14 protein-coding genes and 1 tRNA gene are annotated in these 13319 nt (G+C 68.3%); 8 read left to right on the top strand and 7 right to left on the bottom strand.

The features are described 5' to 3' along the window. The first annotated feature begins 22 nt into the window (after positions 1-22). The 3 genes from MRS60_RS13285 to MRS60_RS13275 all read left to right on the top strand — a co-directional run bounded on the left by MRS60_RS13285 (position 23) and on the right by MRS60_RS13275 (position 2615). Complete coding sequence (locus MRS60_RS13285) at positions 23-523, top strand: DinB family protein (RefSeq protein WP_034178796.1); 501 nt, start codon at positions 23-25, stop codon at positions 521-523. A gap of 179 nt (positions 524-702) precedes the next feature. Continuing rightward, entirely contained in the window at positions 703-1476 is a 774-nt protein-coding gene (locus tag MRS60_RS13280) for an SDR family oxidoreductase (protein WP_006478064.1), read from the top strand. Positions 1477-1679: 203 nt separating this feature from the next. Beyond that, positions 1680-2615 carry a LysR family transcriptional regulator gene (locus MRS60_RS13275; protein WP_034178795.1) on the top strand — a complete coding sequence of 312 codons (936 nt, stop codon included), beginning with the start codon at positions 1680-1682 and terminating at the stop codon, positions 2613-2615. A 40-nt stretch (positions 2616-2655) separates the two neighbouring features. Here MRS60_RS13275 and MRS60_RS13270 read toward each other — a convergent pair whose 3' ends face one another. Next, on the bottom strand, positions 2656-3552 hold the full coding sequence (locus MRS60_RS13270; RefSeq protein ID WP_034178794.1) for a LysR family transcriptional regulator: 897 nt from the start codon (positions 3550-3552) through the stop codon (positions 2656-2658). A gap of 106 nt (positions 3553-3658) precedes the next feature. Here MRS60_RS13270 and MRS60_RS13265 point away from each other — a divergent pair, with 106 nt between their 5' ends. Continuing rightward, positions 3659-4549, top strand: coding sequence for an alpha/beta fold hydrolase (locus tag MRS60_RS13265; RefSeq protein WP_243564819.1), 891 nt, complete (start codon positions 3659-3661; stop codon positions 4547-4549). Between the two features lie 30 nt (positions 4550-4579). Here MRS60_RS13265 and MRS60_RS13260 read toward each other — a convergent pair whose 3' ends face one another. Together MRS60_RS13260 and MRS60_RS13255 are read right to left on the bottom strand one after the other, a co-directional pair. Beyond that, a complete protein-coding gene (locus tag MRS60_RS13260) occupies positions 4580-5479 on the bottom strand; it encodes an SDR family oxidoreductase (protein WP_243564818.1) in 900 nt (299 codons plus the stop codon). Between the two features lie 47 nt (positions 5480-5526). After that, positions 5527-6264, bottom strand: a complete 738-nt coding sequence (locus tag MRS60_RS13255; RefSeq protein ID WP_034178791.1) for an SDR family oxidoreductase — start codon at positions 6262-6264, stop codon at positions 5527-5529. A 117-nt stretch (positions 6265-6381) separates the two neighbouring features. On the opposite strand from MRS60_RS13255, the gene MRS60_RS13250 reads away from it, so the two are divergent. Then, on the top strand, positions 6382-7284 hold the full coding sequence (locus tag MRS60_RS13250) for a LysR family transcriptional regulator (protein ID WP_243564817.1): 903 nt from the start codon (positions 6382-6384) through the stop codon (positions 7282-7284). A 39-nt stretch (positions 7285-7323) separates the two neighbouring features. Here the strand turns inward: MRS60_RS13250 and MRS60_RS13245 are convergent, their stop codons facing one another. From MRS60_RS13245 to MRS60_RS13230, 4 genes are all read right to left on the bottom strand, one after another. Next, positions 7324-7491, bottom strand: coding sequence for a hypothetical protein (locus MRS60_RS13245; RefSeq protein WP_165948135.1), 168 nt, complete (start codon positions 7489-7491; stop codon positions 7324-7326). 152 nt (positions 7492-7643) lie between these two features. Beyond that, positions 7644-7728: transfer RNA gene (locus tag MRS60_RS13240), tRNA-Leu, on the bottom strand. Positions 7729-7822: 94 nt separating this feature from the next. Next, the gene (locus MRS60_RS13235) at positions 7823-8980 is read right to left on the bottom strand and encodes an ABC transporter substrate-binding protein (RefSeq protein WP_131948601.1); all 1158 of its coding nucleotides are present in this window, start codon (positions 8978-8980) and stop codon (positions 7823-7825) included. 145 nt (positions 8981-9125) lie between these two features. Next, positions 9126-10067 (bottom strand): CysB family HTH-type transcriptional regulator, encoded by a 942-nt coding sequence (locus MRS60_RS13230; RefSeq protein WP_034178788.1) that lies wholly within the window; start codon positions 10065-10067, stop codon positions 9126-9128. A gap of 219 nt (positions 10068-10286) precedes the next feature. Between MRS60_RS13230 and MRS60_RS13225 the strand changes: the two genes are divergently transcribed. From MRS60_RS13225 to MRS60_RS13215, 3 genes are read left to right on the top strand one after another with little or no spacing between them, the layout of a single operon-like run. Beyond that, entirely contained in the window at positions 10287-11966 is a 1680-nt protein-coding gene (locus MRS60_RS13225) for a nitrite/sulfite reductase (protein WP_034178787.1), read from the top strand. Between the two features lie 25 nt (positions 11967-11991). Then, a complete protein-coding gene (locus MRS60_RS13220; RefSeq protein WP_034178786.1) occupies positions 11992-12534 on the top strand; it encodes a DUF934 domain-containing protein in 543 nt (180 codons plus the stop codon). Continuing rightward, positions 12531-13274, top strand: coding sequence for a phosphoadenylyl-sulfate reductase (locus MRS60_RS13215; protein ID WP_105393079.1), 744 nt, complete (start codon positions 12531-12533; stop codon positions 13272-13274). Before MRS60_RS13220 ends, MRS60_RS13215 begins: the two co-directional genes overlap by 4 nt. The last annotated feature ends 45 nt before the right edge of the window (positions 13275-13319 follow it).

Genomic DNA, 13319 nt, shown 5'->3' with positions numbered 1-13319 from the left:
TATCCGACAGGGAGTTTCCCGCATGAATCCGACGACGCTCGATGCACTCGCCGATTTCCCCCGTCTGCTCGAAGCCCATTTCGCGGCCGTGCCCGACGGCTACGCGCGCTGGACGCCCGACGACTGGGCCGGGATCCCGAGCGAGCACTTCTCGCCGCTCGGGCAGCTCTGCCATGTGCGCGACATCGAGATCGACGGTTATCACGTGCGGCTGCGGCGGATGCTCGACGAAGATCGGCCGCTGCTCGTGTCGATCGACGGTGATGCGCTCGCGATCGAGCGCCGCTACAACGATGCCTATGCGTCCGACGTGCTCGCGGCGATCCGCGAAGCGCGACGCGAGACGCTGGACCTCGTGTCGCGCCTCACGCCCGAACAGTTCGAGCGTATCGGCGAGTTCGACGGCTACGGGTCGCTGACCGTGCGTGGGCTCGTCCATTACCTGTGCAGCCACGACCAGCAGCATCTGGCCGGCATGCAGTGGCTGCTCGGCAAGATCGACGCGGCGCTGTACGCACGCTGAACCGGCCGGCGCTCGCGCCGCCGCGAGCGGATTCCGGCGCCGCCGTCGGTGCGGCAGAGCACACTGCGACGTTCCGATTGGATCGATTTTCTGGATAATTCATCCAGCCGCGGCCGGCTGACCTGCGCGTCCCGCGTGCCTACACTCCTAGCTTCGTTCAACGGAAAAAGGAGTCAACCGTGGCTACTCACACGCTCGCAGACAAGGTCGTCCTGATCGCAGGCGGCGCAAAGAATCTCGGCGGCCTGATCGCGCGGGACCTGGCGGGCCACGGCGCGAAGGCGGTGGCGATTCACTACAACAGTGCGGCGTCGCAGGCGCAGGCCGAGGAGACGGCCGCCGCGGTGCGCGCGGCCGGCGCCGAAGCCGCGACGTTCCAGGCCGACCTGACGACGGCCGCCGCGGTCGAGAAGCTGTTCGACGACGCGAAGCAGCGCTTCGGCAAGATCGACATCGCGATCAATACGGTCGGCAAGGTGCTGAAGAAGCCGTTCACCGAGATCAGCGAAGCCGAGTACGACGAGATGTTCGCGGTCAACAGCAAGTCGGCGTTCTTCTTCATCAAGGAAGCGGGGCGGCACCTCGAGGATCACGGCAAGCTCGTCACGCTCGTGACGTCGCTGCTCGGCGCGTTCACGCCGTTCTATGCGGCGTACGAAGGGTCGAAGGCGCCGGTCGAGCACTTCACGCGCGCGGCGTCGAAGGAGTACGGCGCACGCGGGATCTCGGTGACGGCCGTCGGGCCCGGCCCGATGGACACGCCGTTCTTCTATCCGGCCGAGGGCGCCGATGCGGTCGCGTATCACAAGACGGCGGCCGCGCTGTCGCCGTTCAGCAAGACGGGCCTGACCGACATCGAGGACGTCGTGCCGTTCATCCGCCATCTGGTGACCGACGGCTGGTGGATCACGGGCCAGACGATCCTGATCAACGGCGGCTATACGACCAAGTAACCAACCAGACAGCCGGTCACATACCGGGCCGCGCCGGCCGCTTCCGGCGCGCGGCGCACCGTGCACCGCAATGTGCCGATTGCGTGGACAATGGACGGGCGCGCAGCCGCGAGGCCGCGCGCCCGTTTTCTCTGTGCCGCCGGACCCTGCCGCGATGCGCGACGACTGCCGGCGACGGCCGTCCGAACCCATGTTCCCCGCCAATGGACAAGCTGGATCAGGTCAGAATCTTCCTGCAGGTTGCCGAGATGGGCAGCTTCATCAAGGCCGCGCATGCGCTCGACGTGCCGCGCGCGACCGTGTCGGCGGCCGTCCAGCAGCTCGAGGCGGGGCTCGGCACGCGCCTCTTGCACCGCACGACGCGTCAGGTGCAGCTGACCGCCGACGGCGCGCTGCTGCTCGAACGCGGCCGGCGCCTGCTCGCCGAGGCCGACGAACTCGACCGACTGTTCCGCCGCCGCGACCGCGACGTGGTCGGGCGGCTGAACGTCGACGTGCCTAGCCGGATCGCGCGCCGCGTGGTCGCGCCCGCGCTGCCGTCGCTGTTTCGCCGCTACCCGAAGCTGCAACTGTCGCTCGGCTCGACGGACCGCTCGATCGACCTCGTACAGGAGGGCGTCGACTGCGCGATCCGCGTCGGGCGGCTTGCCGACAGCAGCCTCGTCGTGCGGCCGCTCGGGCAGTTCACGCTGATCAACTGCGCGAGCCCCGACTATCTGCGCGAATGCGGCGTGCCCGAGCATCCGGATGCGCTCGCGCACGGGCACTGGGCGATCGGCTATGCGTCGCCGACGACGGGGCGCGAGCTCGGCTGGGAATACTGCGTGGACGGCGAGCGGCACACGCTGACGCTGCCGAGCCGCGTGATCGTCAACAACGCCGAAACCTATATCGCCGGCTGCATCGCCGGGATGGGGCTGATCCAGATTCCGCGGTTCGACGTCGAGCATCTGCTCGACAGCGGCGCGCTCGTCGACGTGATGCCCGGCCACCGCGCCGAGCCGATGGACGTGTCGGCCGTGTATCCGCACCGGCGGCACCGGTCGCGCCGGCTCAACGCGTTCGTGGATTGGTTTGGGGAGCTGATGGCGGATGCGTTGACGGGGGCGGCGGCCGGGAAGGGCGCGGAAGGCGATTGACCGGGGCGGCCGGTTGGCGTCGTGCGCCGTCGCGCGTGTTTCAGTCGGCCGGCGCTGTGAACCGCCGGTTGCGCCCGACTTCCCGCACCGCTTCGATCAGTGCCGCGCCGGCGCCGTCCGGCTTCGACGCGAACGCATAAAAACGCGCGGCCGGCAGCGCGGGCAGGCCGTCCTGCGGCCCGCACGCGCGCAGCCCGTCGCGCAGCTGGCTGCGCGCCAGTGCGGTGACCGCGAAGCCCGCGAGCGCGGCCGACACGCAGCCGGCCATGCTGCTGCTCTCGAACAGCACGCGAAACGGCCGCAGCGCGGCGGCGAGCGCCGATACGACGGCTTCACGATAGACGCACGGTTCCGGAAACAGCGCGAGCGGCACTTCGCCGCCGGCGTCGAGCGTGCGGTCAGACGCGAATGCCCATACGAGCGGTTCTTCCCACAGCAGTTCGCCCGACGCGTCGACCTGTCGGCACTGCTTGCCGAACACGACATCGAGCCGGCCGAGCGCCTGCTCGCGCAGCAGCGACGCGGTGATCCCGACCTTCAGCTCGATCGCCGTACGCGGATGGCGGTCGCGGAACGTGCGCAGCACGTGAGGCAGCCACGCACCCGCGAAATCCTCCGATGCACCGACGCGCAGCCGCCCGTGCGCCGGCGCGCCGCGTAGCCTCGCGCGCACTTCGCGCTCCATGTCGACGATGTTGCGCGCGTATGCGTACAGCGTGTCGCCCGCCGGCGTGAGCGCGATGCGGCGCGTCGTGCGCGCGAGCAGCACGGTGCCGGCCGCCTGCTCGAGCCGCTTGATATGGCCGCTGACGGCCGACGGCGTCAGCGCGAGGCGTTCTGCTGCCGGCGCGAACCCGCGGCTGTCGACGACTTCGAGGAAGGTGCGCAGCAGCGCGATGTCGAGCGAGGTCGACGCGGGATCGGTCAGCGGTTCCATGGGGCAATTCAACGCGATATTCGATGAATGAATCATGATACTCCGTGAATCGTGATGAAAGGCCGGCCTACCATCGTCTGCTCAAGTTGACCCGACGGAGAACACGATGACTGCCTATGCGCATGCGACGACCGCGTCGCTCGATATCGCCTATCTCGAATGGAACCCTCGCGGCGAGCGCGTGGCCGTGCTGCTGCACGGCTGGCCGGACAGCCCGGTCGGGTGGGAGCCCGTGGCGGTGGCGCTTGCCGCGCGCGGCTACCGCGTACTCGCGCCCGCGCTGCGCGGCTTTGCGCCGACGCGCTTTCGCGACGCATCCGTGCCGCGCAGCGGCGAGCTCGCGGCGCTCGGGCGTGACCTGCTCGAATTCGTCGATGTGCTCGGCGTCGAGCGGCCCGTGCTGGTCGGGCACGACTGGGGCGCCCGCGCGGTCGCGAACGCGTGCGGGCTGTGCGACGGCGTCTCATCGCATCTGGTGATGCTGTCGGTCGGGTACGGCACCAACGATCCCGGTCAGCCGCTGTCGCTGCAGCAGGCGCGCAACTACTGGTATCACTGGTTCATGGCGACGCCGCGCGGCGAGCAGGCGCTGCGCGACGATCGCCGTGCGTTTGCTCGCGTGATGTGGGACACGTGGTCGCCGCCCGGCTGGTATCGCGACGGCGATTTCGATGCGGCCGCCGCCGCGTTCGACGGGCCCGACTGGATCGACGTCGTGCTGCATTCGTACCGGCATCGCTGGGGGTTCGCGCCGGGCGCGCCGGCCTATGCCGACGACAACGCGCGGCTGAATCCGGCACCCGTGCTGTCGGTGCCGACGCTCGTGCTGCACGGCGGCGCGGATACCTGCAATCATCCGGACAGCTCGGCTGGGCGCGAACGGTTCTTCACCGGGCGCTACGCGCGGCAGGTGCTGGACGGCGTGGGGCATTTTCCGCAGCGCGAGGCGCCGGCGGCAGTCGCCGACGCGATCCTCGGGTTCTGCGAGCGCGACTGACGCGCGTCGGCCGGCCCGACGCGCAGGGAATCAACCGCCGACGCGGGGCGCGAGCAGGTCGGCGAGGCCGATGTTCCGGAACATCTCGCGGCGGATGCGATCGCCGACGCGGAACACTTCCTCTGCGCCGTCCTGCGACGGATCGACGAACACGCGATACGGGCGCTTGCCGGCCGGCGCGGCGACGAGGTCGGCGATCGCCGTCGCGACGGCACCGGCATCGGCGTCCGCGGGTTCGAGCGCGGCGAGGCCCTGCAGCGCCTGCTCGGCGACGCCCGCGTACGGCCCGCAGTCGTAGGCCGCCTGCACGACGGCATCGGCCGGCTTGCCCGCGTGGACGAAGTGATTCGTGCCCCGGGTGAACGCGCCCGGCACGACGATCGACGTTTCGATGCCCCAGCGGGCGAGCTCGGCCGCATACGACACCGCGAGCGAATCCATCGCGGCCTTCGCGGCGAAGTAGGGCGCGAGGAACGGCGGCGTGCCGCCGCGCGCCGACGAGGACGACACCCACACCAGCAGGCCGCGCCCCTGGCGGCGCAGGTGCGGCAGCGCCGCCCGGTTCACGCGCTGGGTCGACACGACGTTGATGTCGTAGAGCTGCGCCAGCTGTTCGGGCGTGAACGCCTCGGCGGGGCCGAACACCATGTGGCCGGCGTTGTGGACGACGATGTCGAGGCGGCCGTTGTCGGCGATCACGCGGTCGATTGCGGCGTCGACGGACGCGTCGTCGCCGACGTCGAGTTCGACGGTGCGCAGGTCGACATCGTGTTCCCGCGCATAGGCGGCGATGGTTGCGACGCGCGGCGCGTTGCGGCCGGCGCTTTCGCGCATCGACGCGTAGACCGTATGGCCGGCACGGGCGAGTGCCTGGGCGGTCAGCAGGCCGAAGCCGCTGGACGCACCGGTGACGAGAATGACTTCCTTCATGATCGATCTCCTGCAAGTGTGACGGAGCGGGCGCGGCGTGCGGTGCGTCAGCACATGCCGCCGTTGGCACGCAGGACCTGGCCGTTGACCCACGCGCCGTCGGGGCCGGCGAGGAACGCGACGACGCCGGCGATGTCCGCGGGCTGGCCGAGCCGCTCCAGCGGGTTCATCTTCGCCATCCGGTCGACGAGTTCGGGGCTCTTGCCCTGCAGGAACAGCTCGGTCGCGACCGGTCCCGGCGCGACTGCGTTCACGCTGATACCGCGGCCGCGCATCTCCTGGGCGAGAACCTGCGTCAGGCCCTCGACGGCCGCCTTGGTCGCGATGTACACGCCATAGGTCGGCAAGCGCATGCCGATCACGCTCGACGACAGGTTGACGATGCGGCCGCCGTCGCGCAGGCGCTTCGCCGCCTCGCGGCTGACGTTGAACGCGCCCTTCAGGTTGATCGCGACGATCTGGTCGAAGTCTGCGTCGTCGACGTCGGCGATCGCGGCGAGCTTCATCACGCCCGCGCTGTTGACGACCACGTCGACGCGGCCGAACGCGCGCTCGGCCGTGTCGAACAGCGCGGCGGTCGCCGCCGGGTCGGCGACGTCCGCCTGCACCGCGACGGCTTCGCCGCCGTCGGCGACGATCGCGTCGACCACTTCCTGCGCGGGGCCGGCGCTGCCGGCATAGTTCACGACGACCCTGAAACCGTCCCGGGCGAGACGGCGGGCGATTTCCGCGCCGATGCCGCGCGATGAACCCGTGACGAGGGCGACCTTTTCCGATGTGCTCATGTCCTGCTCCTTGGTTCGTGAGTGCCGTACGAGCCGGCGACAGGACTAATGTAGGCTTCCTCGATCAATAAAAATAATGAATAATGATCAGATCAAGAATGACTAAAAGTATGTCTCATGGCATTCGACAGCAGGCTCCTGAGCGGTATCGGTGTGCTCTCGGCGGTGATCGAGGCCGGCACCTTCGCGCGCGCGGGCGAGGCGATGGGGCTGACGCAACCGGCCGTGAGCCGCGCCGTCGCGCGGCTGGAAGAACGCGTCGGCATCCGGATCTTCAACCGGACGGCGCGCGCGATCACGCTGACCGACGAAGGGCGGCGCTTTTACGAGGCGGTCGCGCCGCTGCTGGCCGGCATCGAGGAGGCGGCGGTCGACGCCGGCCGTTCCAGGGCGCGCGTCAGGGGGCGGCTGCGGGTCAACGTGGACGGTACGTTCGGCCACTATGTGCTGGCGCCGCGGATAGCGGAATTCCTCGACCGCTTCCCTGAACTGTCCGTCGAGATCAGCGTGCGCGACCGGATGGGCGATCTCGTCGCCGACGGCTTCGACGTGGCGGTGCGCTTCGGCATTCCGGAGCCGTCGTCATACCGCGCGCGGCTGCTGCTCGAGACGCGCGTGCTCACCTGCGCGTCGGCCGCGTACGTCGCGCATCATGGCGAACCGCGGCACCCTCGGGATCTCGCCGACGGTCACCGGTGCGTGCTGATCCGCGATCCGGTAACGGGGCGGCCGTTCGAATGGGTCTTCCATCGCGGCAACGAGGTGGTGCCGTTCGATGCGGGCGGCCGGCTGATGGTCAACGACACGGGCGCGCTGCTCGGCGCCTGCCTCGGCGGCGCGGGCGTCGCGCAGCTGCTGGAACTCTACGCGCGGGACATCCTCGCCGACGGGCGGCTGGTCCTGCTGCTGCCGGAATGGGCGGACGAGACGTTCCCGCTTTATGCGTATCACCACGCGTCGAACCTCGTCTCCGCGAAGGTGCGGGTGTTTCTCGACTTCGTCCGCGAGCTGATGGCCTGAGGTTGCGCGGCGACGAAAGGCGGCCGGGCGGCCGTCGGGTCATTCGGTGCGATGAGGGATGTTGTCCGGGAACGGATAGGGCGCATGCGGTCCCGGCCAGTCGGGCACGGGCGGCGCGCTCAACACGTCGCATCCGCCCAGCATGAGCGACAGAACCGCGGCGAGCACGCCGCGGCAAATCGGGCTTGAAATGGCGCGCGTGCACATGGCCGGCCTCCGTGCTGCATTCCCTGATGCTTGGACTGCCGGGCGAGGTCACGCGTTGCGGTGCAGGTTGCGCGCGGCGAAAAACAAAAAACCCGCGAAGCTGTGAGCTTGCGCGGGTTTCGACAGGTGCAGCGCATGACGCTGCGAAATGCTGGTGCCCAGGGCCGGAATCGAACCGGCACGCCTTGCGGCGGGGGATTTTGAGTCCCCTGCGTCTACCAATTTCACCACCTGGGCTTGTTCCTGGCCGCGCATGCGATTGTGCGCGGCGAAACGCGAATTATGGCGGAAAACCGGGCACCGGGCAAGCAGCCCGGCGACCGGCCGAGTACTACTGGCTCAGGTACACGAACTGGCCATGTTTGATGATCCCCATCACGCTCGCGCGCTGGTCGAGCCCGACATGATCCTTGTCGCTGGTGTTGACGACCCCGTTCGGCACGATGAGCTCATGCGCGCGTTCGAGTTCGCGGCGCAGCGCCGCGCGGAACGCCGGCGTGCCGGGCTGCGCGCTCTTCAGTGCGCGGCCGACCGCGTCGGCGAGGCGCGGGTAGACGCCAGCCGCGTCGCCCGCGAACTGCGTGACCGTGCCTGCGCCGTACTTCGCCTCGTACGCGTCGACGAACGCGAGCGCGGCCTTGCGCGCCGGATGGTCGGCCGGCAGCGTGCGCGCGACGACGACCGGCTGGGTCGGGAACAGCGTCCCGTCGACGTCCTTGCCGCCGAGCTTGATGAATTCCGGCGTCGCGATCCCGTGGGTCTGATAGATCGCGCCCTTGTAGCCGCGCTCGATCAGCGTGCGCTGCGGCAGCACGGCCGGCGTGCCCGAGCCCGCGATCAGGATCGCATCGGGTTTCGCCGCGATCAGCTTCAGCGCCTGGCCCGTGACGCTCGCATCGGTGCGGTTGAAGCGCTCGGTCGCGACGACGCGGATCTTGCGCAGGTCGGCGAAGCGCGTGAACTCGTTCAGCCAGCTGTCGCCGTAGCTGTCCGCGAAGCCGATGAAGCCGACCGTCTTCACGCCGCGGTTCGACATGGCGCGTGTCATCACGTCGGCCATCGCGCGGTCGCTCTGCGCCATCTTGAACGCCCAGGTCCGCGCGCCTTCCTGCGGCTCGACGATCGCGCCGGAGCCGACCAGCGTGACCATCGGCGTCTGCCCGGCGGCCACCGCGTCGAGCGCCGCGAGTGCGGCCGGCGTGATGTTCGGCCCGACCACCACGTCGACGTGATCCTCGTCGACCAGCTTGCGGATGTTGCGCACCGCGGTGCCCGGGTCGGACGCGTCGTCGAGCACCGTTACCTGCACCGGCTGCCCGGCGATCGTCTTCGGCCACATCAGGATCGCGTTCTTGCTCGTGATGCCGATCGCGGCGGCAGGGCCGGTCGACGACAGGTCGACGCCGACCTTCAGGTCGGCCTGCGCGGCCGCGCAGGCCAGCATGAGGGCGGCGCCGGCGGCGCGGCGCAGCAGGGCGGAAAGCGTCATGCGGGAATCTCCGTCGGGCAGCAAAAAGGGGCGCGATATGCACCCCTGTATTTATACACGCCGATTTCAGGAAAACGCCGGGCCGCCCCAGGTTTTCTTGACCCCTTTGGGGAGGCTTGGCGCGAAGCGACAGGTCCGAGGGCGCTTACAGTTCGTACGATTCGGATTCGCCCTTGAGCGCCTGCTCGATCAGCTTGCGGTTCAGCGTCGGCGACAGCAGTTCGACGAGCGTATACACATAGCTGCGCAGGTAGGCACCCTGCTTGAGCGCGACGCGCGTCACGTTGCTGCCGAACAGGTGGCCGACCGGGATCAGGCGCAGGTTGCGATCGCGCTCGGGGTTGAACGCGATGTCGGCCATGATCCCGACGCCGAGGCCGAGCTCGACGTAGGTCTTGATCACGTCGGCGTCGATCGCCTCGAGCACGATGTCCGGCGACAGCCCGCGCAGCGCGAACGCCTGGTTGATCTTCTTGCGGCCGGCGAACGCGTCGTCGTACGTGATCAGCGGATATTGCGCGAGATCGTCGAGCGACGGCGGCTTGCGTTCGAGCAGCGGGTGATCGGCCGGCACGACGGCCGCGTGGTGCCACTGGAAGCAGGGCAGCGACACGAGTTCCTTGTAGTCGGAGATTGCCTCGGTCGCGATCGCGAGATCGGCCTGGTCGTGGATCACCATCTCGGCCACCTGCGTCGGGCTGCCCTGCAGGATCGACAGGTGCACCTTCGGGAAGCGCTTCTTGAATTCGGCGATCGCGGCCGGCAGCGAGTAGCGGGCCTGCGTGTGGGTGGCCGCAATGGTCAGGTTGCCCTGGTCCTGCGCGGCGTAATCCTTCCCGACCCTTTTTAGGCTTTCAACCTCCTGCAGGATCCGCTCGACCGACGCGAGGATGATCCTGCCCGGCTCGGTGAGCGAGCGCACGCGCTTGCCGTGCCGCGTGAAGATCTCCACGCCGAGCTCGTCCTCGAGCTCGATGATCGCCTTCGACACCCCCGGCTGCGACGTGTAGAGCGCCTTGGCGGCCTCGGTGAGGTTGAAATTCTGCCGGACGGCCTCGCGCACGAAGCGAAATTGGTGCAGGTTCATTTATAACCCTTCCGCATATCAACAGAATTTTTTAGTCGTTTGAAATATAAGGCGAGTTTATTACGATTCACCGGAGTTTTTCAAATATGGATATCTGTTTTCGTCATTAGCAATCCACCGGGCAGCGGATGGCCGGTGGCAGTGACGGTGGAACGGAGATTCGGGCGCGACGTGGCTAGGACGTCGCGCGGTCACCACGAAAACCCCTGGGGTCCCCGAATGTATCAGTACGACCAATACGACCAGACGATCGTTGACGAGCGTGTCGCGCAGTACCGCGATCAGGTGCGCCGCCGCTTGTCGGGCGAGTTGAGCGAAGACGAATTCCGTCCGCTGCGTCTGCAGAACGGCCTGTACATGCAGCGCCACGCATACATGCACCGCATCGCGATTCCATACGGCAACCTGCGCAGCGACCAGCTCCGGATGCTGGCGCGCATCGCCCGCGAACACGATCGCGGCTACGGCCACTTCTCGACCCGCTCGAACATCCAGTTCAACTGGATCCAGCTCGAAGACACGCCCGAGATCCTCGCGAAGCTCGCGTCGGTGCAGATGCACGGCATCCAGACCTCGGGCAACTGCATCCGCAACATCACGGCGGACCAGTTCGCGGGCGTCGCGCAGGACGAGGAGATCGATCCGCGTCCGTGGTCGGAAATCCTGCGCCAGTGGTCGACGTTCCATCCCGAATTCGCGTGGCTGCCGCGCAAGTTCAAGATCGCGGTGTCGGGTTCGAAGCACGACCGCGCGGCCGTGCAGATCCACGATCTCGGCGTGTACCTGAAGAAGAACGCGCAGGGCGAGGTGGTCGCGAGCATCCTCGCGGGCGGCGGCCTCGGCCGTACGCCGATCATCGGCGCGGTGATCAAGGAAGACCTGCCGTGGCAGCACCTGCTCACCTACTGCGAAGCCGTGCTGCGCGTGTATAACCGCTTCGGCCGCCGCGACAACCTGTACAAGGCGCGCATCAAGATTCTCGTGAAGGCGCTGTCGCCCGCGAAGTTCGCGCAGCAGGTCGAGGAAGAGTGGCAGCACCTGAAGGACGGCCCGTCGACGCTCACGCAGGCGGAAGTCGACCGCGTGTCGCAGTATTTCAAGCCGCCCGTCTACGAGAAGCTGGCCGACACCGACGCATCGTTCGAACAGCACCTGCTCGAGAACAAGGCGTTCGCGCGCTGGGTCGAGCGCAACGTCGCGCCGCACAAGGTGTCCGGCTACGCGGCCGTCACGCTGTCGCTGAAGGATCACCGCGTGGCGCCGGGCGACGCGACCGACCAGCAGATGGAGCTGGTCGCCGACTGGGCCGACGCATACTCGTTCGGCGAACTGCGCGTGTCGCACGAGCAGAACCTGATCCTCGCGAACGTGAAGAAGCGCGACCTGTTCGCGGTGTGGGAAAAGGCGAAGGCGGCCGGTTTCGCGACGCCGAACATCGGCTTGCTGACCGACATCATCGCGTGCCCGGGCGGCGATTTCTGCTCGCTCGCGAACGCGAAGTCGATCCCGATCGCGCTGGCGATCCAGCAGCGTTTCGACGATCTCGACTACGTGTACGACCTCGGCGACCTGTCGCTGAACATTTCCGGTTGCATGAACTCGTGCGGCCATCACCACGTCGGCAACATCGGCATCCTCGGCGTCGACAAGGACGGCGCCGAGTGGTACCAGGTGTCGCTCGGCGGCGAGCAGGGCACGGGCCACAACGGCGCGCGCCTCGGCCGCGTGATCGGGCCGTCGTTCTCGGCGGAAGAAGTGCCGGGCGTGATCGCGAAGCTGATCGACACGTTCGTCGAAGCACGCATCGACGGCGAGCGCTTCGTCGACACGTACGACCGCATCGGCATCGCGCCGTTCAAGGAGCGCGTGTATGCGGCGCGCCAGGCAGTGAACGCGTAACCAACCGGGTACAAGGAATTTGCAGATGGCTTCGATTATCAAGAACCGCGCAGTGATCGACGATGCATGGCAGGTCGTGCGCGCGGCGGAAGACGGTGCGCTGCCCGCGGTCGACGCGTTGCCGGCCGGCAAGGTGCTGGTGCCGTTCGCGTTGTGGCAGGCCGAGCGCGCGGCGCTCGTCGCCGCGAAGACGAAGGACGAACTCGGCGTGTGGCTCGCGCCGGACAGCGAGCCGGCCGATCTCGCGGCCGATTTCGGCGCGATTTCGCTGATTGCCGTCGACTTCCCGCGCTTCGCGGACGGCCGCGGCTACAGCATCGCGCGCCTGCTGCGCGAGCGTTACGGCTGGACGGGCGAGCTGCGCGCGATCGGCGACGTGCTGCGCGACCAGTTGCTGTACATGTCGCGTTGCGGCTTCGACGCATTCGCGGTGCGCGCCGACCGGGACATCCACGACGCGCTGAATGCGTTCACGGAATTCACGCAGCGCTATCAGGGCGCGTTCGACGAGCCGGCGCCGCTGTTCCGCCGCCGCGCCGCCGCGGCCGACGCCAAGGTGGGCGCATGAGTACCGCTACCGCGCTGACGCCGGAACTCGCCGCGAAGGTCGAGCGCCTCGACGCGCTGCTCGCGCAGATCGGCGCACGTCACGAGAAGGTGAAGTTCGCGAGCAGCCTCGCCGCGGAAGACATGCTGCTCACGCACGCGATCCTGTCGAAGGGCGTGTCGATCGGCATCTTCTCGCTGAACACGGGCCGCCTGCATGCGGAGACGCTCGGCATGATCGACCGCGTGCGCGAGCGCTACGGCTACGAGATCGAGCAGTTCCATCCGCAGCAGGACGCGGTCGACCAGTACGTCGCCGAGCACGGCCTGAACGCGTTCTACGAGAGTGTCGAGCTGCGCAAGTCGTGCTGCCACATCCGCAAGGTCGAGCCGCTGAACCGCGCGCTGGCCGATGTCGGCGCGTGGGTCACGGGCCAGCGCCGCGAGCAGTCGGTCACGCGCGCGGAGCTGCACGAGGAAGAACAGGACGAAGCGCGCGGGATCGCGAAGTACAACCCGCTCGCCGACTGGACGGAAGCCGATGTGTGGGCGTACCTTGGCGCGTTCGACGTGCCGGTCAACCCGCTGCATGCGCGCGGCTACCCGAGCATCGGCTGCGAGCCCTGCACGCGCGCGATCCGCCCCGGCGAGGACAGCCGCGCGGGCCGCTGGTGGTGGGAATCGCGCGACACGAAGGAATGCGGGCTGCACATCACGATCACGCCGATTCCCGCGAGTGCCGAAGCAGGCACCGCGCACTGAAAGCCTGACAAGAAACTGAATATTGCGCCGCCTGCGACAGCGGGC

The sequence above is a fragment of the Burkholderia pyrrocinia genome (assembly GCF_022809715.1).
Taxonomy (GTDB): domain Bacteria; phylum Pseudomonadota; class Gammaproteobacteria; order Burkholderiales; family Burkholderiaceae; genus Burkholderia; species Burkholderia pyrrocinia_C.
The sequence above is the reverse complement of the archived record's forward strand: the minus strand, read 5'-3'. Positions and strand labels throughout refer to the sequence as shown.